At 41.6% G+C, this 20,494-nt stretch carries 20 protein-coding genes; 5 read left to right on the top strand and 15 right to left on the bottom strand.

The annotated features are described in order from the left end of the window. The first annotated feature begins 26 nt into the window (after window positions 1-26). The 3 genes from proB to AKG98_RS16855 all read left to right on the top strand — a co-directional run bounded on the left by proB (window position 27) and on the right by AKG98_RS16855 (window position 3,230). Window positions 27-1,130 carry a glutamate 5-kinase gene (gene proB, locus AKG98_RS16865; RefSeq protein ID WP_067048504.1) on the top strand — a complete coding sequence of 368 codons (1,104 nt, stop codon included), beginning with the start codon at window positions 27-29 and terminating at the stop codon, window positions 1,128-1,130. A 10-nt stretch (window positions 1,131-1,140) separates the two neighbouring features. Continuing rightward, window positions 1,141-2,397, top strand: coding sequence for a glutamate-5-semialdehyde dehydrogenase (locus AKG98_RS16860; protein WP_067048501.1), 1,257 nt, complete (start codon window positions 1,141-1,143; stop codon window positions 2,395-2,397). 98 nt (window positions 2,398-2,495) lie between these two features. Then, on the top strand, window positions 2,496-3,230 hold the full coding sequence (locus AKG98_RS16855; protein WP_067048497.1) for a hypothetical protein: 735 nt from the start codon (window positions 2,496-2,498) through the stop codon (window positions 3,228-3,230). Window positions 3,231-3,355: 125 nt separating this feature from the next. On the opposite strand, the gene lipA is transcribed toward AKG98_RS16855, so the two are convergent. The 14 genes from lipA to leuS all read right to left on the bottom strand — a co-directional run bounded on the left by lipA (window position 3,356) and on the right by leuS (window position 17,685). Then, on the bottom strand, window positions 3,356-4,321 hold the full coding sequence (gene lipA, locus AKG98_RS16850; RefSeq protein ID WP_067048494.1) for a lipoyl synthase: 966 nt from the start codon (window positions 4,319-4,321) through the stop codon (window positions 3,356-3,358). Next, window positions 4,314-4,970 (bottom strand): lipoyl(octanoyl) transferase LipB, encoded by a 657-nt coding sequence (gene lipB, locus AKG98_RS16845; protein WP_067048492.1) that lies wholly within the window; start codon window positions 4,968-4,970, stop codon window positions 4,314-4,316. Before lipB ends, lipA begins: the two co-directional genes overlap by 8 nt. Before the next feature lie 83 nt (window positions 4,971-5,053). Beyond that, on the bottom strand, window positions 5,054-5,323 hold the full coding sequence (gene ybeD, locus AKG98_RS16840; RefSeq protein WP_067048489.1) for a DUF493 family protein YbeD: 270 nt from the start codon (window positions 5,321-5,323) through the stop codon (window positions 5,054-5,056). A gap of 93 nt (window positions 5,324-5,416) precedes the next feature. Continuing rightward, window positions 5,417-6,583, bottom strand: coding sequence for a D-alanyl-D-alanine carboxypeptidase family protein (locus AKG98_RS16835; RefSeq protein WP_067048486.1), 1,167 nt, complete (start codon window positions 6,581-6,583; stop codon window positions 5,417-5,419). A 145-nt stretch (window positions 6,584-6,728) separates the two neighbouring features. After that, entirely contained in the window at window positions 6,729-7,520 is a 792-nt protein-coding gene (locus AKG98_RS16830; RefSeq protein ID WP_067048484.1) for a septal ring lytic transglycosylase RlpA family protein, read from the bottom strand. Continuing rightward, a complete protein-coding gene (mltB, locus tag AKG98_RS16825; RefSeq protein WP_067048480.1) occupies window positions 7,510-8,505 on the bottom strand; it encodes a lytic murein transglycosylase B in 996 nt (331 codons plus the stop codon). The genes AKG98_RS16830 and mltB overlap by 11 nt, the downstream gene beginning before the upstream one ends. Before the next feature lie 9 nt (window positions 8,506-8,514). Beyond that, window positions 8,515-9,615, bottom strand: a complete 1,101-nt coding sequence (rodA, locus tag AKG98_RS16820; protein WP_067048477.1) for a rod shape-determining protein RodA — start codon at window positions 9,613-9,615, stop codon at window positions 8,515-8,517. Next, window positions 9,596-11,470 (bottom strand): penicillin-binding protein 2, encoded by a 1,875-nt coding sequence (gene mrdA, locus AKG98_RS16815; RefSeq protein WP_067048631.1) that lies wholly within the window; start codon window positions 11,468-11,470, stop codon window positions 9,596-9,598. Before mrdA ends, rodA begins: the two co-directional genes overlap by 20 nt. Before the next feature lie 5 nt (window positions 11,471-11,475). After that, window positions 11,476-11,946, bottom strand: coding sequence for a 23S rRNA (pseudouridine(1915)-N(3))-methyltransferase RlmH (rlmH, locus tag AKG98_RS16810; protein ID WP_006034552.1), 471 nt, complete (start codon window positions 11,944-11,946; stop codon window positions 11,476-11,478). Between the two features lie 4 nt (window positions 11,947-11,950). Further along, window positions 11,951-12,280, bottom strand: a complete 330-nt coding sequence (gene rsfS, locus AKG98_RS16805; protein ID WP_067048474.1) for a ribosome silencing factor — start codon at window positions 12,278-12,280, stop codon at window positions 11,951-11,953. A gap of 101 nt (window positions 12,281-12,381) precedes the next feature. Continuing rightward, window positions 12,382-13,032, bottom strand: a complete 651-nt coding sequence (gene nadD / locus AKG98_RS16800; RefSeq protein WP_067048472.1) for a nicotinate-nucleotide adenylyltransferase — start codon at window positions 13,030-13,032, stop codon at window positions 12,382-12,384. 83 nt (window positions 13,033-13,115) lie between these two features. Then, window positions 13,116-14,153, bottom strand: coding sequence for a DNA polymerase III subunit delta (holA, locus tag AKG98_RS16795; protein WP_067048469.1), 1,038 nt, complete (start codon window positions 14,151-14,153; stop codon window positions 13,116-13,118). Beyond that, the gene (lptE, locus tag AKG98_RS16790; RefSeq protein ID WP_067048466.1) at window positions 14,153-14,899 is read right to left on the bottom strand and encodes an LPS assembly lipoprotein LptE; all 747 of its coding nucleotides are present in this window, start codon (window positions 14,897-14,899) and stop codon (window positions 14,153-14,155) included. The genes holA and lptE overlap by 1 nt, the downstream gene beginning before the upstream one ends. A 194-nt stretch (window positions 14,900-15,093) precedes the next feature. Then, the gene (gene leuS / locus AKG98_RS16785) at window positions 15,094-17,685 is read right to left on the bottom strand and encodes a leucine--tRNA ligase (RefSeq protein ID WP_067048463.1); all 2,592 of its coding nucleotides are present in this window, start codon (window positions 17,683-17,685) and stop codon (window positions 15,094-15,096) included. Between the two features lie 331 nt (window positions 17,686-18,016). On the opposite strand from leuS, the gene AKG98_RS16780 reads away from it, so the two are divergent. Beyond that, complete coding sequence (locus AKG98_RS16780) at window positions 18,017-18,523, top strand: hypothetical protein (RefSeq protein ID WP_228140341.1); 507 nt, start codon at window positions 18,017-18,019, stop codon at window positions 18,521-18,523. A gap of 95 nt (window positions 18,524-18,618) precedes the next feature. On the opposite strand, the gene AKG98_RS16775 is transcribed toward AKG98_RS16780, so the two are convergent. Further along, the gene (locus AKG98_RS16775) at window positions 18,619-18,852 is read right to left on the bottom strand and encodes a thymidylate kinase (RefSeq protein ID WP_067048457.1); all 234 of its coding nucleotides are present in this window, start codon (window positions 18,850-18,852) and stop codon (window positions 18,619-18,621) included. 272 nt (window positions 18,853-19,124) lie between these two features. Between AKG98_RS16775 and AKG98_RS16770 the strand changes: the two genes are divergently transcribed. Then, window positions 19,125-20,342: a DNA ligase gene (locus AKG98_RS16770; RefSeq protein WP_067048454.1), complete on the top strand. Its 1,218-nt coding sequence runs from the start codon at window positions 19,125-19,127 to the stop codon at window positions 20,340-20,342. Window positions 20,343-20,494: the final 152 nt, after the last annotated feature.

Genomic DNA, 20,494 nt, shown 5'->3' with positions numbered 1-20,494 from the left:
TTAAGTTAGTAACGAGAATGAGTTAAATGGCTAAGAAAACCATCGTGGTGAAATTAGGAACCAGTGTATTAACCAGTGGCACGGCGAAAATAGATCGTGCACACATGGTTGAGCTGGTTCGTCAATGTGCGAAATTGTACAAACAAGGGCATGATATTATTGTTGTAACGTCAGGAGCAATTGCTGCCGGACGTGAACATTTAGGTGCTCCTGAATTGGCCCCCACCATGGCAAATAAGCAGATGTTGGCCGCTGTAGGTCAAAGTCAGCTTATTTTTATTTGGCAAAGCCTGTTTAATATCTACGGTTTAAATGTCGGCCAGATGCTGCTAACACGTGCAGATCTGGATGATCGTGAACGATTTTTAAATGCACGCGATACTATGCGGGCATTATTAGATAATCGTATTGTGCCGATTATTAATGAAAATGATGCGGTCGCTACAGCGGAAATTAAAGTGGGTGATAATGATAATTTATCGGCACTTGCAGCTATTTTAGCGAATGCGGATACGCTAATGCTGTTAACCGATCAAGAAGGCTTGTTTACGGCGGATCCCCGTAATAACCCCGATGCTAAGCTGATTGAAGTTGTTGATGTTATCGACGATGAATTACGTCAGTTAGCAGGCGGTACTGTCGGCGGTTTAGGCACTGGTGGTATGGCCACTAAGTTACAAGCTGCTGAAATTGCTTGCAGATCAGGTATTGATGTTGTTATTGCTGCTGGTATTGCTGAAGATGTGGTGTTGCGTGTTGCTGAAGGCAAACGGGTGGGCACTTTATTTCCTTCGCATACAAGCCCATTAGAAAGTCGTAAGCAATGGATTCTTGCCGGACCTCCGCCATCGGGAGTTATTATCATTGATGATGGTGCGGTAAGTGCGGTGACACAAAAAGGCAGTAGCTTATTACCGAAAGGCATTACCGAAGTGTCAGCAACATTTAAACGTGGCGATGTTGTTCAGCTGCAAACATTACAAGGCAAATTACTCGGCCGTGGGATCTGCCGCTATACCAGCGATGAGTTAACTGCGATTGCGGGTTGTCATTCGTGTGATATTGAAAGCATATTAGGTTACGGTTACGGTGCTGTTGCCATACATCGCGATGATTTAGTTTTACTTTAAGGAAGATACAGTGTTACAAGAATTAGGAAAGAAAGCCAAACTTGCGAGTTATGAATTAGCAACGTTAACCACGGCACAAAAGAATAACGCATTAGAATGCATCGCGTGTGAATTAGAAAATAATCAAGCCGAAATTTTAATTGCCAATAGTAAAGACATTGATGCAGCTAAGCAAAATGGCTTAACCGATGCGTTACTTGATCGTCTATTATTAACAGAAGCAAGACTGGCTGCGATCATTGCTGACGTGCGTGGTGTCATTGCCTTACCTGACCCAGTTGGCGCAGAGTCTGAAGGTAAAGTACTTGAAAACGGTCTACGTTTATCAAAACGTCGCATTCCATTAGGCGTGATAGGTGTTATTTATGAAGCGCGTCCGAATGTGACCATTGATATTGCGGCACTAAGCTTGAAAACAGGTAATGCTGCGATCTTACGCGGTGGTAAAGAAACCGTTCATTCGAATTTGATTTTAGTGAATGTGATCCAAACCGCGTTAGAAAAAGCGCAATTACCAAAAGATTCAATTCAAGTGATTGCCGATCCGAATCGTGATTTGGTGACCGCTTTATTGAAAATGGATAAATATGTCGACATGATCATCCCACGTGGAGGTCCAGGTTTACACCGTTTATGCCAAGAACAAAGTACGATCCCTGTTATTACGGGTGGCATGGGTATTTGTCATGCATTTGTTGATGCGTCAGCGAATGTTGAAGATGCGCTTGCGATCATTGAAAATGCCAAGGTACAACGTCCTTCTGCTTGTAATGCATTAGATACGGTATTAGTGCACAAAGACATAGCCAGTAGCTTCTTGCCATTATTAGCTGAGCGTTTAGAGCGCAATGCAGTGGAATTGCGTGCAGAGCCAAAAGCACATATTGCATTATCAAACGTTAATGCGAAAAACGTGCATGTAGCAACAGCAGATTGTTTTGATCAAGAATGGCTAGCGCTTATTTTGGGCGTTAAAGTTGTTGATGATGTTGAAGAAGCGATTGTACATATCCGTGAGCATTCGACAGAGCATTCAGACGCGATCTTAACGGATAATTTAACCAATGCGACGCGTTTTTTGAATGCCGTTAACTCTGCTGCTGTTTACGTCAATGCAAGTACGCGATTTACGGATGGTAGTCAGTTTGGTTTAGGTGCCGAAGTTGCAGTATCAACACAAAAATTACATGCTCGTGGGCCTATGGGCTTAGAAGAACTAACAACGTACAAATGGATTGCGATTGGTGATGGCTTAATTCGTCCATAAACATTTCAGTGTTTTGTTAATTTGATTAAGTGCTAAGGCAGTCCGTTATGTGTGACTGCCTTTTTTTATATTACGGGTAATGAAATACGGAGGAGCTTATGGCTCAAAAAGCGGTAGATAAAGCGGCTTCACGGTTGAATATATCAGCGGTCTTAGTTGCAGCTTTGATTGCCGTGAGCTTAAGTTATTTTTCGTATGCGGTACTGAACTTGACCAAAGAGGTGAGTGAAGTACGTAAGGCTATGCCTAATATATTGCAGAAAATTGATGATATCTCTGTGCAAATTCCGGCGATAGTGGCACAAGTTGAATTGATAAATGCGCAAATCATTCCGAATATATTAACCGAAGTTGCTGCTGTGCGTGACAGTGTACCCGCTATTTTAACGGAGGTAGAATCTGTTCGCGTGAGTATTCCACCAATGTTGCAAGAGCTTGAAGCAATACGTTTAGCTGTCCCTCCTATTCTAGCTGAAGTGGCGGCTGTACGAGCTGAATTACCCGCGGTATTACAGCAAGTTAATGCGATAGATAAACGGATCCCTGCCATTTTGAGGCGCGTGGACGCGGTGAACAAACGGGTGGATGATATTAATGGATTAATTCCACCAATTTTAACTCAGATTGAAAAAGTTCGCGTGGATATACCACCAACGCTCACACGTGTTGAAGCCTTGGTTGAAGCTAGTGATAAGATTGGTGAAAACGCCTCGAAAGGGGCGGCAAAAGGGGTAATTAAGGGTATTTTAGAAATGCCTGTTGATGCGACGAAACGGTTACTTACAGCACCAGGTTCTTATTTTGAAACCGATGAAAAAAAACCTGCTAAATAGTGCTCAGATAGCTGGATAGTTAAATTGTGACGTGATGCTTAATGACTTGCTATGGATAGGGCTAAATCAAAACTAACAGCGAAAATATATTATCGTGTTAGCTTTGATAAAGCAGAGCTTAAAAGTTAAGTAACCTCTTTGCCTTGTGCTTGTAAGTCTGCATGGTATGAAGAACGTACAAATGGGCCACAAGCTGCATGCTCAAAGCCAACTTCTTTTGCAAGTACACCAAGTGCATCAAAGTCGTCTGGGTGAACGTAGCGTTTCACTGGCAAGTGATGACGGCTAGGTTGTAAATATTGACCTAGTGTCAGCATCGTTACGCCATTCTCAGCAAGATCTTTAATTACTTCTTCAATCTCTTCGTTGGTTTCACCCAAGCCCATCATAAGACCTGACTTAGTTGGAACGTTCGGGTGCATTTCTTTAAAGCGTTTTAATAAACGTAAAGACCACTGATAATCAGAACCTGGACGCGCCATTTTATAATGTTGTGGTGCTGTTTCTAGGTTGTGGTTAAATACATCTGGTGGGGTATCTTTAAAGATTTCTAATGCTTTATCCATACGGCCTTTGAAATCAGGAACCAAAATTTCGATCTTTATTTCAGGATTCAGTAAGCGGATTTCACGGATACAATCGACAAAATGCTGTGCGCCACCATCACGTAAATCATCACGATCTACAGAGGTAATAACCACGTATTTTAGCTTCATTTTGGCAATCGTTTGCGCTAATTTAAGCGGTTCTTCGGCAACGAGTGGTAATGGTTTACCATGAGCAACATCGCAGAATGGGCAGCGACGAGTGCAGATTGCACCCATGATCATAAAGGTCGCAGTACCGTGGTTAAAGCACTCAGTAAGGTTTGGACAAGATGCTTCTTCACAAACTGAATGCAGGTTGTTTTCACGCATCACAGCTTTAATTTCTTGGATACGAGCAGAGCTTTTTGGTAGGCGGATCTTCAGCCACGATGGCTTACGCAGGATTTCATCATTCTCAGTAGCAATAATTTTGACTGGAATTTTAGCCATTTTATCTGCGTCGCGAAGTTTAACGCCTGGCTCTAATCGAACGGTTTTACTCATGCTCTGTTAATCCATCTTTGAAAGTTAATTGGGTGTATTCTAGCAGGGAACATAGGTGTTCGACTAGCTTAGGTTGTATTTCACCTAGGCTGGTAGCACCACCGAGATCACTTGTTTGGGTCATTTTCATACCCGCATAACCACAAGGGTTAATACGCAAAAAAGGGGATAAGTCCATGTTTACATTAAGTGCTAATCCATGGAATGAACGGCCTTTTCTGATCCTTAAACCTAATGAAGCAACTTTTTTGTCAGCAACATAAACACCGGGTGCATCTGCGCGAGGGTAGGCTTCAATCCCTGCTTCAGCCAGTGCGGCAACAATACCATTTTCAATATGGCTGACAAGATCTCGAACGCCAAGTTTACGACGTTTTATATCGAGTAAGAAGTACACCACTTGTTGACCAGGGCCGTGATAAGTCACTTGACCACCACGATCGGCTTGGACGACAGGAATGTCGCCAGTGGCGAGTATATGTTCAGCTTTACCAGCTTGACCTTGTGTAAACACGGGGTCGTGCTCAACAAACCAAAGTTCATCTTCTGTGTTGTCGTCTCTGTTATCAGTAAACGACTTCATCGCGTCAAATACAGTTGTGTAAGATTGGCGATTAAGTTGACGAATTATAATGCTATGTTCTGACAAAATATGCTCTTCTATATGATTAACACCAACGAAAAAAATCTAATTAGCAACACTAATTAGATTTTTGATATGGATATTATTTATTATAAAACGCGGATCACACCTGGGATCGCACCGAAATCCACGTATAAGCCTTCTATTTGATCTTTGTCTTGGACTTTAACTTTGATGGTTACAGAGTTGTAAGTGCCTTTACTGCTCTTTTTAGAGCTAGGAGCATAGTCACCTGGGACATGTTTTTGTGCCACAGCAACAATGCTATCTTCGAGTTTAGGATCCGTAGTACCGATAACTTTAAAGTTAAGTTGACAAGGAAAATCAAGCAGTTCGTCGAATTTAGTATTTAAAGACATTAGTTTTTCTCGTACCTTAGAAATAATGGCAAAGGAGGCAATTGCCTCCTTTGTATTCGTCATTATAATCGGGTAACGGTGTCAGGGAAAGGATTAACCAAACCAACCGGCAAATAATAATTTGAAATAATCAATTAATCGGCTAAACCAGCTACCTAATTCTACGTCTTCTAGCGCAATTAAATCGGCTTGTGCAATCTCTTCATCGTTCAGATTATAAAATATTTTACCAACAATATCGCCTTTAGCGATCGGTGCACTTAGTTCTTTTTGGATTTCAAAAGCCGCCGTTAGATTTTTTGCTTGGCCGCGGGGTACTGTGAGTGTTAATTTGTTTGCTAGACCCAGTTCAACTTGTTCTTGCTCACCCATCCACACACGTTCTGACACTATGCTACTGTTCGCTTCGTGAAGTGTTACTGTTTCATAGAAACGGAAGCCAAAGTTAAGTAGTTTTTTACTTTCAGCTTTACGTGCATCACCACTTTTAGTCCCCAGCACGACTGCAATTAGACGCATGTTGTCTTTGGTCGCTGAAGACACTAAGTTAAAACCTGCTCCTGAGGTGTGACCGGTTTTAATGCCGTCAACGTTCATGCTTTTATCCCACAAAAGACCATTGCGGTTGTATTGGGTAATACCGTTATAGGTAAATTTCTTTTGCGAGTAAATACGATATTCTTCAGGGACATCACGGATAAGTGCGTGTCCTAATGTCGCCATATCACGCGCTGTGGTGTATTGTTTTTTGCTATCTAAGCCGTGGCTATTAGCAAAATGTGTATCATCCATCCCCAGCTGCTTACTCCACGAGTTCATCAACTGAGCAAACGCGCTTTCTGTACCGGCGATATGTTCTGCCATTGCGACACAGGCATCATTACCTGATTGTACGATAATACCTTGGTTTAATTTTTTGACCGTGACTGTTTTACCTACTTCGATAAACATTTTCGATGAGTCTGGGAAGTTTCTCGCCCATGCATTTTTACTGATGGTCACTTCATCATCTAGATTGATGTTACCTGCTTTTATTTCTTGGCCAATAACGTAACTGGTCATCATTTTAGTTAAGCTGGCAGGTTTTAGTGAATCATCTGCATTTTTTTCTGCGATTACTTTGCCGGAATCAAAATCAACTAGTATGAATGCTTTAGCGGCTACTACGGGTGTATCGGGAATAACACTTGGTGCTGCACTTAATGAAAAACTCGCCACTGCGAGGCTCGTTAGGATAAGTCTTTTAAATTGATTGGCCACGTTTCACTTCGCTTTAATTAAAATTGGATTTAAGTCATTGATAACTTAAATAAATAAACTTGATTAAACGGTTTTTAATCAAATTTATTCGATAATAGCAGCTAGTCTATCAAACTAGCTGAATGGTTGTCTTACTATTTAAAGTTTATTTATTAGATACTACTTTGCTGGAAAGTTCCTTCAAAATATAAGCATTTGTATATTCTTGTTGAACTTTCGCTAATAAATCTTGTGCTTGCCCTGTCTCTGAGATAGGCCCAAGTTGTACTCGATGGAACTTACCACTGATGACTAAGCGATTATCGGTATTGTATTTTTTCCCTAAACCGTTGGCAACCTGTTGCGCTTTAGCTTCATTACTTGACGCTAACACTTGAATAAACCATTGTGGCTTTGGGGTAAATAAGGTGCTGTTATCGGCAGTCGGAATAATTAATTCAACGCGTACATTGGCCGTACCAGATTGTAACATGTCGAGTTTATAAGCCGCAGCATAGGACAGGTCAATGATACGTTCTGGATGAAAAGGCCCTCGATCATTAACCCGCACTATCACGGTTTTGTCATTACCTAGGTTCGTTACTTTAACAAAACTCGGCAGGGGTAAATTTTTGTGCGCCGCAGACATTGAGAACATGTCATAGATTTCACCGTTTGAGGTTTTGTGGCCATGAAATTTATTACCATACCAAGACGCTTTACCTTCTTGGGTTAGGGTTTTGATATCTCGCCATACTTGATAATCAATACCACGCACTTGATAGTCGCGATTTGCATATCGACTGTAAGTTTGGGGAGTTGGTACTGCGTCGGCAATATCCTCAAGTTGGGGGATGTTCTCTGGTGCGTGATCATCACTGTACTGATAACGAGAAGAAGAACATGCGGCCAAAAGGCCGCAGATACAAAGTAGGGTTAAACGTTGTTTATTGCGCATGTTTAGCTTGTTTAATCTTTTCACTTAATTGGAATACAGCCATTGCGTACAAAGGACTGTGGTTGTAACGCGTAATACTGTAGAAGTTATCAAGGTAAACCCAATATTCATCACTATCAAGCTGTTGAAGTTTGAGTAATTTCGCAGGGCTTGAGTCTTCAATTGTTATTGCTGGCACCCGTTCATCAGACTCTTTTAGTACCACACCTGCGGCTTTTAAGTCTGCCCATGTATGCTTGATCTTCAATGATTTACTCAGTAATGCTGCGATTTTTTCACTGTCGGCTTTAACAGGGTAAGCGACTGACTCACCGGTTTTCCACTTATGCTGACTAAAGTAGTTAGCGATACTGCCGATTGCATCGATAGGATCGTTGATCATATCAACTTTACCGTCACCAGAGAAATCAACACCATAATGGCTATAGCTTGATGAGATAAATTGACCTAAGCCCATCGCACCCGCATATGAGCCTTGCGTTTCTGTCAGATTCCAGCCTTGTTGTTCACTTAATTTAATGTATTGTGCAAACTCTTGACGGAAAAATTTACCACGGGATGGATAGTTAAAACCGAGGGTATAAAGTGAATCTAGTACCGAAATATTACCTTTGTATTTACCATAAAAGGTTTCAACACCCATAATGGCGACGATAACTTGTGCAGGGACACCATATTCAGCTTCGGCTTTAGCAAAGGTATCTTCGTATTGTTTCCAGTACTCGACACCTTTGTTAATGCGACTTTCGGTAATAAAAATTGGCGCGTATTTATACCAAGGCTTTTTTTCCCAGGGTGTCTGGATCTTGGTTAATACGTTTTCATCGAACTTAGCTTGCCCTATGGCGTCTGTAAGTACTTGTTTTGATATGTCATATTGAGTACTTAACTCTTCAACCCAAGTATTGTGCTCACTGTTTAACTCAGCACTATTAGCTTGAAACGCTGCTAACCCTAGCAGAAATAATACTTTTTTACCTAGCATCTGGATTCCTCAATTTAAGCGACGGTGTGTTCTTACAGACATTAGAATGCCAAAACCTGCCATCAATGTCACCATCGAAGTGCCGCCATAGCTAATTAAAGGCAGTGGCACGCCTACTACAGGTAATAATCCGCTTACCATACCGATATTTACGAACACATAAATGAAGAATGTCATGGTTATACTGCCTGCAATAAGGCGTTCAAATACGCGTTGGCCCTGTATTGCGATTACTAAACCGCGGCAGATCACAAATAAATAAAGTGACAGTAGTAAGATCACACCAAATAAACCAAATTCTTCACTAAATACCGCAAAAATAAAATCGGTGTGACGCTCAGGCAAAAAATCCAGTTGTGACTGGGTACCAGATAACCAACCTTTACCCCAAAATCCACCTGAACCAATGGCAATTTTAGATTGAATAATATGGTAACCAGAGCCCAATGGGTCGGTTTCTGGATTGAGGAAGGTTAATACCCGTTGTTTTTGATAAGGACGCATTAAGAAGAACCACAGAATAGGCGCAAAGCCTGAAACCAGTCCAAAAGCCATCACCACTAATCGCCATGACATCCCCGCTAAGAAAATAACGAATATACCTGAAATCGCGACCAGTAACGAGGTGCCAAGATCGGGCTGTTTTGCGATCAATAATGTCGGGACCAAGACCATGATTAACGCAGTTATGATAGATCTAAAACTGGGGGGGATTGGTTGATTGCTCATGTAACGAGCAACGGCCAATGGCATGACTACTTTCATTATTTCAGATGGTTGGAACTTGGTAAAGCCAAGATCAATCCAGCGCTGTGCACCTTTGCCTACATGGCCAAACAGTAATACTGCGATTAATAAAGTGGTACCAATGACAAAGATGGGAAATGCCCAGCGTCGATAAGTGGAAGGTGGAATTTGTGCTAGCGCAAGCATTACCCCTAACGCAAGAAACATGCGAACGACTTGTCTTTCCATCAGCGCGATGTCCGCGCCACCTGCGCTATAAAGTACCACAAGGCTGACACCCATCAGGCTTAACAGGCCAAATAATAAGGGGAAATCGATATGTAATTTATACCAAATACTCTGATTATGACGACGATCTGGCATTCATTTTCCTTTTATTTTCAAAGTAGACATCAAATAAACGACGTGCTGATGGGGCCGCTTGTGAGCTACCACCACCGGCATTTTCTAGAATGATAGTCGCTGAAATCTCTGGTTCTTCAAACGGTGCATAAGCCACAAACATGGCATTATCACGTAATCGTTCGCGGATCTTACTGGCATCGTATTTTTCTTCACCGAGCTGGTATAGCTGTGCAGTCCCTGATTTACCTGCCGCTGTGTAGGTTGTGTTAGCAAACGCACGATGTGCAGTACCTTTTCTGGTTACAACACCGCGCATACCGTCTTTGGCTACTTGCCAGTTCGCGGGGTCTCTGAGTTTCAGCGGTGGTAATTCAACGACCGGTTTAAATTGATCACCATTGGTATATTTTATATCCCGAACAAGCTGTGGCACAGGGCGTAGGCCTCGGCTTGCAACAATACCTGTCGCTTTCGCAAGTTGGATTGGTGTCGCAGACCAGTAACCCTGACCAATACCGACGGAAATCGTGTCACCTTGATACCAAGGTTGATTGTAACGTGCGCGTTTCCATTCTCGTGAAGGTAAGATAGCATTGGTTTCTTCTTTAACATCAATACCGGTATATTCACCAAAGCCAAACTCGGTCATAAAATTGTTGATTTTATCAATGCCGACGTTATAAGCGAGATTATAAAAGAAGGTATCTGACGATCGAGCGATGGCTGTGTAAACATTAATCTTACCACGCCCCCAACGATTCCAGTCTCGGAAGCGCCGTTTAGTATTTGGGATTTGGAACCAACCAGGATCATTGATAAGGGTATTTGGGGTGATTGCACCGTCTTCTAAGGCCAAGATAGCTAACTGTGGTTTTACTGTTGATGCGGGCGGATAGCGCCCTTGTGTTGCTCGGTTGATCAAGGGGTGATCTTTTGACTGTAATAGGCGATTATAATCTTTACTGCTAATTCCGTGTACAAATAAGTTAGGATCATAACTCGGGCTAGAGACCATTGCTAATACTTCACCTGTTTTGGGCGCGAGTAAAACTATCGCACCACGGCGACCCGCTAATTCCTTTTGTGCTTTTATCTGTAAGCGTATATCGATATTCAGGTATAAATCGTTGCCTGGTACAGGATGTGTAATTTTGAGTGTGCGGATGATCTTACCGCGATTATTGACTTCAACTTCTTTAAAGCCAGGTTTACCGTGTAACGTTTTTTCGTAATAACGTTCGATACCTTGCTTACCGATATCATGGGTTGCCGCGTAGGTTGCACGTAGGCCATTTTTTTCTAATCGGTTAAGGTCATTGCTGTTAATACGAGCGACATAACCGAGCGCATGCGTGAGTGCGTCACCAAATGGATAATAACGTTTTAATCGTGCATTGACGGAAATCCCGGGATATTTGTGCTGCTGAACTGAAAATAGGGCAACTTGAGATTCAGATAAATTGGTTAATATTGATACCTGCTTAAAGCGACGTTGGCGTTTTAAGCGAGTATGAAAATCGTCAATGTTATCTTCAGTTAGGCTTAATAAGCTTGTTAACTTGATGATTGTGGCGTCAATATCGGTAATCTTTTCCGGTACCATATCTAAGCTGAAAACGGGTTTATTTTCCGCTAAAAGTATACCATTGCGATCATAGATAAGCCCACGATTGGGTGCGATAGGCACTAACTTGACCCGATTTTCGTTAGAGCGGGTTTTGTAAGCTTGATATGAATCGACTTGTAAGTAATAAAGATTACTTAATAACAAGCCAAGCACGCAGAGAACAAAAATAAATGAGACCATGATGCGACGGCTAAATAATGCTGTTTCCGCAGAATGGTCTCGTAAGGTTATACGCTTCCTTGCCACCAATATTACTCTCTATGATAAGGATGGTTTGTTGTAACACTCCAAGCGCGATATAACGCTTCGGCTACCACTACACGTACCATCGGATGTGGTAAGGTTAGCGGTGACAACGACCAGCGTTGTTCTGATGCCGCGATACATTCTGGTGCAAGTCCTTCTGGGCCGCCAATTAATAGGCTAACGTCTCGACCATCATGCTTCCACTTATCTAGTTCAACGGCTAGTTGTGCTGTAGTCCAAGGTTTGCCGGTAACTTCCAGAGTCACGATGCGATTACCTTTCGGGATCGCTTGCATCGTTTTTACACCTTCTAGTTCTAAGATCCGTTTGATGTCAGCGTTTTTTCCACGCTTACCCGCATTGATCTCAAGTAATTCAAAAGGCATATCTTTAGGGAAGCGACGTGCATATTCTTTATACCCGGTTTCTACCCATGCTGGCATTTTAGTGCCAACTGCAACTAGCTGAATTTTCATTTGACTATGCCCCTACAGACTGCCAAAGTTGTTCTAGTTGGTAAAGATCACGTGTTTGTTGTTGCATGATGTGGACTACTACGTCACCCATATCAACTAAAACCCATTCACTATCTTCTGTACCTTCAATACCCATAACGAATACTTCGTTACGTTTAGCTTCAAGGTAAAGGTGATTAGAAATCGACTTAACGTGAGTTTTTGATGTGCCAGTACATACGATCATCAAATCTGTTACTGGTGATTTACCTTTAACATCAATAACTTGAATGTCGCGGGCTTTCATGTCTTCAATTTTATCTAGTACAAATGCTTGCAGTTCAGAAGTTTGCAAGGGTCCTCCAGAGGAACTTTATCGAGTTAACCGCGAATTATAACAGTGAATAATGCCTAAATATATACCTAGCTTGTTTATGAGTCAGTATCTCTTGTAGTTTACTTATACAAGTTATTTTTATATATATAAGACAGCACATTATCAGGCAGTAGATATTGGGGGCTTTTCTGCTGTTTAATCAACTGACGAATCCGTGTCGCCGATATTTCTAATTGCGTGCTTGGCCAGAGTAAAATACGGCCCTGTTTTTGCTGCTTTAGGACTTCGGCATCCGTTGTTTGCACTTGTTCAAATAATTTTTGTACTTCTGGCGCTAATTGTAATGCGTAGTTAGGACGATAACTGACGACTAGATGACAATAATCGAGCAATTCTTGCCAACGATACCAGGTATGTAAACTATTAAGTGAATCAAGACCAATTAAAAAACACACGGGTGTTGTTGGATTTTCAGCCGCGATCTCGATTAACGTATCAATGGTATAAGAAGGCGTTGTACGATTTAACTCGCGCGTATCAACGCTTAACTCATCACAGTCTTCTACCGCTAATATTGCCATCGCTAGTCGGTGGTCTGCACTGGATCCCGGTGCCGCACGGTGTGGTGGGATGTGATTTGGCATCAATCTGACTTCAGCTAAATTAAGTTGCTGTAATAAGTCTAAGCAAGGACGAAGATGACCATAATGGATCGGATCAAATGTACCGCCTAAAATACCGATGGCGCGAGTAGGTGTAAAGTCAGTCATAAACAGCCGTTAGTTATTAATAAAGACACAAATCTTTTAATCTTCAGCATGATGAAAGTTATTCAATATCTGCATGATGAAAACTATTTAATTTCGGAATGATGAAAATTGGGTAACAAAGTTGAGTCTGCAAAGCTGATACTCAACATTTGTAATGATAGCCAAGGATCAACACTAGTACTGGTTTTGATTGCACTATCAACGCTTGAACACAATACTAGCATTTGCTCAATTTTACTTAATGATAAGCGGCTTAAGCAGGCATTTATAATCTGCTGTCGGCCTGCCCATAAGCGTTGCTTTTTCATTTCGTCAATCACAGACAAGCCTTGCTGCTGCATCAAACTGTAATGATAAAGTTGATTGATTTCTTTGTTTAGCGCCCAGTTAATGACAATCGGGTCGACACCTTCTGCTTGTAATTGCTGGAGGATCCGCTGACCACGATTTACTTTACCGGCAAGCAGGGCGTCAACAAGCTGGAAACTACTAAAGTGTGAATGCTGGGTAATTGATTGCTGCAATTGTGCCAAGTTCAATGTCTGACCAGGATAGAGCAGGGATAACTTATCAATTTCTTGTTTTGCTGCCAGTAAATTACCTTCAAAGCTACGACACAGAAGGGTGATCACATCCGTTGGTGCTTCTAAATTGGCACGTTTAAGACGGTGGCGCATCCAGTTGGCAAAAAAGCGACCTTCGGGATGGCCAACAGGAATGTAGAGTGCATTTTTAAAGTACTGCGTAAACCATTTCGCACTTTGCTGTGCTTTGGTGAGATACGGACCACTGAGAATTAAAATAAGATCAGGGTTTAGCAGCTTAAACAAATCATTCAGCTGGCTAATGTCTTCTTTTGTTGGGCGTTTATCAAAGATGAGCTCGACAGTTTGACGACTAGAGAACAGTGACATCGATTGGCAAGTATTAAAAGCCGCAGGCCAATCCATGGTAGGTTCTGCATGAAACTTATGATGCTCATCAAAGCCGACTTTTTTAGCGGCTGCTTTAATCTGCTCAATCGCTTCCATTTTTAATAATGGTTCTTCACCGAATATTAAATAACAGGGTTTGAGTTCAGTTTTTAGGTACTGATCGAGTTGTTCTGGATAGACGCGCATTAGTTAGCTTCAAATTCTGTATTTAGCTCTGTATTTAGCTCTGTATTTAGCTCTGTATTTAATTCTGTATTGAGTGCTGCTTCACTTAGCTCGGTTTCATCATCGTTATCATTAATGGTTTGTGGTTCGATTATAACTTGGCTTAAGGTACGAACAACCTGTTGTGCCGCCGCTTCACGTAGTTCCTGCTGTAATAGTTCTGATACACGTGAATTAGCGAGTGCTTTTTGTGAATCATTTAACAGATCGCGTTGTAGGGCAACAGTAAAATATTGTGGTTCTTGATTCGGTAAGCGTACTTCCATCTCGATTACATAGCTAAGTTCATATTCAGCTGCGCTTGCATTTAAATAGAGGGACACAGTACGTGAACCTGAGGTCTCGGACATAATTCTTAGTATGGGTGTCTGTGAATTTAACAGTGCAGGATCCATTGCCGTCGTTTTGGTTTGGGTTGAATCTTCATCCAATATATTAGAAGAGTTATCGGTTTCTGTTGTCAGAGACTTATCGCTCGTTGTTGATGTTACAGTCGGAACAACAAGGTTAATTTTGTTGTAACGTAACTCTTGTTTGATGAGGCGTGTTAAATCGGAATACTTACTCGATACTAACGTTAAATTACGTAATTCATTTGGAATGCCACTGCCATTTTTTAAATGAAAGCCACAGCCGCCAAGAATAGCAGTAAAGAGGAAGATGCAAATTAGTCGAATAAAACCTGGTTTCAGTGCCGATGCGATCATAATGCCTACAAAATATATAAGTGAATTGTAGGTAATTTTACACGTAATCTAAAAACAAAAAAGCCCTAGACTCTACTATAAAAATAAAAGCAGAATGAAGGGCCTATTTTTTGTGTCTAAGTTGTCTATTAATCGAGTAAATACAGCGTTAATTAATCAGCTATTAACGCTGTAGAACGTGACAATAAATAATCTTAGTTAGCAACGATGTTAAGTAGTTTACCTGGTACGAAAATTACTTTACGTACTGTTTTACCATCGGTAAATTTAGTCACGTTTACATCTGCATTTGCTAATGCTTCAACAGATTCTTGTGTTGCGTCTGCTGGTACAGTTAATTTAGCACGCAGCTTACCGTTTACTTGAACGATGATTAATTTTTCTGACTCAACCATAGCGGCTTTATCCGCGATAGGCCATAGTGCTTCGTCGATGTTACCTTCTTGACCTAATTTACCCCACAGTTCAAAACAGATATGCGGAGTGATAGGTGCAAGTAGACGAACTACCGCTACTAAGGCTTCTTGAAGTAATGCACGATCTTGCTCTGCTTCTTGAGGTGCTTTAGTTAGCTTGTTCATTAATTCCATCACAGAGGCAATCGCAGTATTGAACGTCTGACGACGATCGATATCGTCAGATACCTTCGCAATTGTTTTATGGACTTCACGACGTAGTTCTTTTTGTTTGCTGTTAAGTGCTGCAAGATCAAGAGGGGCAACGTCACCTTTGCTGATGTGGTTATAAGCAAGTGTCCAGACACGACGTAGGAAACGGTGTGCGCCTTCTACTGCTGAGTCTTGCCATTCTAGCGTTTGGTCAGCGGGTGCTGCAAACATCATGAATAGACGTACTGTATCAGCGCCAAAACGATCGATCATTGTTTGTGGGTCGATACCGTTGTTCTTAGACTTAGACATTTTAGTCATGCCAGTATGAACAAGTTCGTTACCTTCATTGTCGATGTATTTCGTTGCTTGACCTTTTTCGTCACGCTCAGCGGTAACGTCTAACGGAGAAACCCAAACACGACCGCCATTTTCGTTGGTGTAGTAGTATGCATCAGCAAGTACCATACCTTGACAAAGCAGACGTTTGAACGGTTCGTTGCTATCAACCATTTGCTCATCACGTAACAGTTTGTGGAAGAAACGTGCATATAGTAGGTGCATACATGCGTGTTCAATACCACCCACATACTGATCGACTGGTAACCAGTGATTTGCATCTTCACGGTTTAGCATTTCAGTTTCTGATGTTGCGCTACAATAGCGTGCATAGTACCAAGATGATTCCATGAAGGTATCAAATGTGTCTGTTTCACGTAGTGCAGGTTGACCGTTATATGTTGTTTTAGCCCATTCTAAATCTGCTTTAATAGGACTTTGAATACCGTCCATTTTCACATTTTCAGGTAGGATCACTGGCAGTTGGTCTGCTGGTGTTGGCACCACAGTACCATCTTCAAGTGTTAACATTGGGATTGGCGCGCCCCAGTAACGTTGACGAGAAACACCCCAGTCACGTAGACGGAAGTTAACTTTCTTGGTGCCTTGACCGTTTGCTTCTAATTTAGCTGCAATGGCATCAACTGCTGCGCCGAATTCTAAACCGTCGAATTCACCCGAGTTAAACAGTACACCTTTTTCAGTGTAAGCTACTTCAGAAACGTCTAGTTCGCTACCATCGCTAGGTTTGATTACTGGAACGATATCGATACTGTATTTCGTTGCGAATTCATAGTCACGTTGGTCGTGAGCTGGAACCGCCATTACTGCGCCTGTGCCGTAACCCATTAATACGAAGTTTGCTACGTATACAGGTACTTTACGACCATTTAATGGATGAATAGCGTATAGGCCAGTAGCCATGCCTTTCTTTTCCATTTTTTCTAGATCAGCTTCAGCCACTTTCATGTTTTTACATTCAAGGTTGAATGCAGCTAATTCTGGATTGTTTTGTGCAGCTTGCTCTGCCAGTGGATGACCTGCTGCGATACCCACATACGTTACGCCCATGACTGTGTCTGGACGTGTCGTGTATACAGATAGCTTGCTTAGTTCGTCACTTTGACCATCAACAACAAAGTCTAATTCAATACCTTCACTGCGACCGATCCAGTTACGTTGCATCGTTTTAACTTGCTCAGGCCAGCCGTCAAGGTCATCAATTGACGTCAGTAGTTCGTCTGCATATGCAGTGATTTTAATGAACCACTGTGGAATTTCTTTTTGTTCGACTGGGGTATCACAACGCCAGCAGCAACCGTCATTTACTTGTTCGTTAGCCAGTACTGTTTCATCGTTCGGGCACCAGTTCACTGATGACGTCTTCTTATAAACTAAACCTTTGTTGAAAAGTTTAGTGAAGAACTCTTGTTCCCAACGGTAGTATTCAGGAGTACATGTTGCGATTTCACGCTTCCAGTCATAACCAAAGCCTAGAGACGTTAGCTGACCTTTCATGTAATCAATGTTTTCATACGTCCAAGGCGCTGGTGCCGTGTTGTTTTTGATTGCAGCATTTTCAGCAGGCAGACCAAATGCATCCCAACCGATAGGTTGTAATACGTTTTTGCCTTGCATACGTTGGAAACGTGCGATCACGTCACCAATTGTGTAGTTACGTACGTGGCCCATGTGCAGTCGACCACTTGGGTATGGGAACATAGACAAGCAGTAGAATTTCTCTTTAGTTTCGTCGTTTTGTACTTCGAATGTTTTATTTTCTTGCCAGTGTTTTTGAACCTGAGGTTCGATACTGCTTGGAGTATATTGTTCTTGCATGGGTAATATCCAGTCTGTTCTTGGTAGGATTTATAAACAAAATTTTGCCATAGAATACCTTAGCAGACTAAGGGCAACAAGTTTCATTTGCAGATCGCGATAAGTTTTCCATACTGATAATGCTTATTGAAGACTTTTACAAGGTAACTATGTGATGCAGTGCGCTTGTTGGGTGCGCATTTTGGCATATACTTAAGTTATAGCAGTAACTATATCCCTTCTTCTAAGGGGCTCGTTATTGCTGACAATAAATAATGTTTACTGATGAATATAGATGACGTTTTATTAATAAATGCAGGTTAACTGTTATTACATTAATTCGGAGGTTTATATGGCTAAGCTCAATACTCAGTATCAAAATTCAGTGCGCCACTTATCTGTACATCCTCTGGGATTTAAAGGGAGGAAACTGTTTATGGGTAATGATTTTACGCAACGATTTGTACTTAAAGCAGAAGCTTATTTAGGTGCTGCGGGTGATTTAACAAAAAAAGAATTAACAGAAGCATCTGCTTATATTCGCCATGATATTGGTGAATTTAATAAAGATTATCAGACGAGTGTTAGCAGTTTTAAGTTGTCAGCCTGGTATCAAGCATGGGATAAAATTACGTGGGGGGCATTGGCAGCGATTACGGATAAAACACAGGTCGAATGGACTGAGGTCGGAGATGATTTACAACACCAAGGTCGTTATAGAACTGGTGACGAAGTTGGCTTTGGTTTACTCACGTGTGTGCGTTGTGGTTATCAAAAAGAATTATTTCATCCTGCCATTGTACTTTCTTGTGCTGGCTGTGATGGAGACGAGTTTATGCGTGAAAGCTTTGATCCTTAATGTATATAAACATGTATATAATGATATACACCTAAAGGTCAGTGCGATGATGCACTGACCATTTTTTTGCTTAGAATTAAATATAGAGCAGATAGTTAAAATGGTTCATCGATTCTCACAGATGGAAACCCGACCTGCTGCGCAGTTGCTGTCGCGATATCTAAATTTCGATAACACTTTTCATGGCCGCTAAAATCGGTTAAAGGAATAATATCTCCATTTTCAGATTTAAATTCTACAATCCACCCGTTTGCTACCAAAGATGGTTCGACGATAGCCTCAACTAATTCATGTCTGTGATACATGCTTTTGATATCGGAAAGCTGCATGGTAATACCTCTCGTGGCGGAACAATCGGATTATAGTTTTAGTGTAGTTGATGGTCAAACAACTTCAAGAAATTCGATTTTAAAAGAATGGTACAGTGTTAATCAGTAGTTAAAATACGTATTATTTGAATTGTTAATTTGTGATCTAGAACGACTAATTATCTCAATGAATTACGGCCTTTCGATGCTTCTACTCATGAGCATCAAATTAATTCGTTAACTTTCATTCTGTTTATCATACTGAGTTATACCATTTATTGTTTGGAAATCGGATGTTTACTCGAACTTCGTCATTACTCATTTCGTTATTCGTATCAAGCTATCAGCAGTTGTTCGCTGCTGATGCCATTCCTGATCTTGAAATTAAGTTACCTATAGAGGAGGCAGAGGCCTATTCTCGTTGTCCAAGTGTGCTTAATCAACATCGCATTAGCTATTTAGAGACACAGATTATTAAACACCGCCAGATTTATTACGCGGGCCAAGAACCATTACTGCATGATGGAGAGTTTGATTTATTAGTTGATGAGTTAGCGCTCCTATCTCACTGCTTATCACCGGTATTAAGCGAGGTCGGTACAAATGACAATAAGCTGTACCCGCATCGACAAAGAATGCTGAGCTTAAATTCGGTACGTGACCGTGCCTTAATGGATGCGTTTTATCAACGTCATCAAGACAAGCAGTTACTTATCCAACCGAAAATTGATGGTATGGCTGTGGAGTTAGTTTATGAAAAAGGCATGTTAGTTGCCGCATCGAGCAGAGGGGATGGTAGACAAGGTAAAGACTTGCTAGCGCTGATGTTACGCAGTAATGCAGTCAATAGCATTATTGCACATCCGCATACACTGGTTATCCATGGCGAATTATACGTTAGTCAGCAAGATTGGCAGCAACGAAGTAAGTATGTGTCTTCTCGACACATGACCGCGGGCATTGCCAGTCAATTGTCACCCACACAAGCAGATGTGATGAGTCTGCGTTTTATACCTTGGCGTTGGGTTGACTCACCTTATAACGATGAATTGATGGGGTTAGCGAAACTCGCCATGCTTGGGTTTACTGATATGTCGAAGATGAGTCACGTCATCGATAGTGCTAAAGACATCGATTATTGGCTTGCGCATTACCAAAGCATGGAAACGTTATTACTTGATGGTGTGGTCATTAAATTAGCTGAGAATGCACTGCAACGTGAATATGGTCAAACCCAGCATGCTCCGCGTTGGGCGCTTGCATTAAAATTTAGTGGGCCGAAAGGATTAAGTCATGTTATTGATATAACGTATCAAATGGGTAAAAGTGGTCGTATTACGCCTATTGTTCATTTACAACCACTGGCGTTATCTGGTCGACAGATAACGAAGGTTTCTGGGCGTTCACGACCTTGGTTACAGAAAGCCAAAATTGAAGTTGGCAGCCAAGTGGAAATTGAATTAGTGGGTAATGCAACACCGCAATTAACAAGGGTTGTGAGCAGTCGCTAGCATCTTGCATATTTAGGCATTTTAAGTATACTGCTGCCCAGTAACTGCAACGGGCTCACTTTAAGGTGGGCCCGTTTTTATTTTGATTGAAATGATCGAATATATCAGCGAAACACCCGGCTCGATGAAATGCTGGGCCACCTGTTTGTTTG

This window comes from Moritella sp. JT01 (genome assembly GCF_001574435.1).
Taxonomy (GTDB): domain Bacteria; phylum Pseudomonadota; class Gammaproteobacteria; order Enterobacterales; family Moritellaceae; genus Moritella.
This window is presented reverse-complemented; position numbering and strand designations above follow the sequence as displayed.

What these genes read in the sequence shown, in the direction of transcription:
- lptE (WP_067048466.1), bottom strand. Translation starts at nt 14,899, where the DNA reads ATGATCGCATCGGCACTGAAACCAGGTTTTATTCGACTAATTTGCATC.
- proB (WP_067048504.1), top strand. Translation starts at nt 27, where the DNA reads ATGGCTAAGAAAACCATCGTGGTGAAATTAGGAACCAGTGTATTAACC.
- AKG98_RS16830 (WP_067048484.1), bottom strand. Translation starts at nt 7,520, where the DNA reads ATGCGCAATAAACAACGTTTAACCCTACTTTGTATCTGCGGCCTTTTG.
- mltB (WP_067048480.1), bottom strand. Translation starts at nt 8,505, where the DNA reads ATGCTAGGTAAAAAAGTATTATTTCTGCTAGGGTTAGCAGCGTTTCAA.
- AKG98_RS16770 (WP_067048454.1), top strand. Translation starts at nt 19,125, where the DNA reads ATGTTTACTCGAACTTCGTCATTACTCATTTCGTTATTCGTATCAAGC.
- AKG98_RS16855 (WP_067048497.1), top strand. Translation starts at nt 2,496, where the DNA reads ATGGCTCAAAAAGCGGTAGATAAAGCGGCTTCACGGTTGAATATATCA.
- AKG98_RS16780 (WP_228140341.1), top strand. Translation starts at nt 18,017, where the DNA reads ATGGCTAAGCTCAATACTCAGTATCAAAATTCAGTGCGCCACTTATCT.
- leuS (WP_067048463.1), bottom strand. Translation starts at nt 17,685, where the DNA reads ATGCAAGAACAATATACTCCAAGCAGTATCGAACCTCAGGTTCAAAAA.
- ybeD (WP_067048489.1), bottom strand. Translation starts at nt 5,323, where the DNA reads ATGTCTTTAAATACTAAATTCGACGAACTGCTTGATTTTCCTTGTCAA.
- AKG98_RS16775 (WP_067048457.1), bottom strand. Translation starts at nt 18,852, where the DNA reads ATGCAGCTTTCCGATATCAAAAGCATGTATCACAGACATGAATTAGTT.
- lipA (WP_067048494.1), bottom strand. Translation starts at nt 4,321, where the DNA reads ATGAGTAAAACCGTTCGATTAGAGCCAGGCGTTAAACTTCGCGACGCA.
- rodA (WP_067048477.1), bottom strand. Translation starts at nt 9,615, where the DNA reads ATGCCAGATCGTCGTCATAATCAGAGTATTTGGTATAAATTACATATC.
- holA (WP_067048469.1), bottom strand. Translation starts at nt 14,153, where the DNA reads ATGCGCGTCTATCCAGAACAACTCGATCAGTACCTAAAAACTGAACTC.
- rlmH (WP_006034552.1), bottom strand. Translation starts at nt 11,946, where the DNA reads ATGAAAATTCAGCTAGTTGCAGTTGGCACTAAAATGCCAGCATGGGTA.
- nadD (WP_067048472.1), bottom strand. Translation starts at nt 13,032, where the DNA reads ATGACTGACTTTACACCTACTCGCGCCATCGGTATTTTAGGCGGTACA.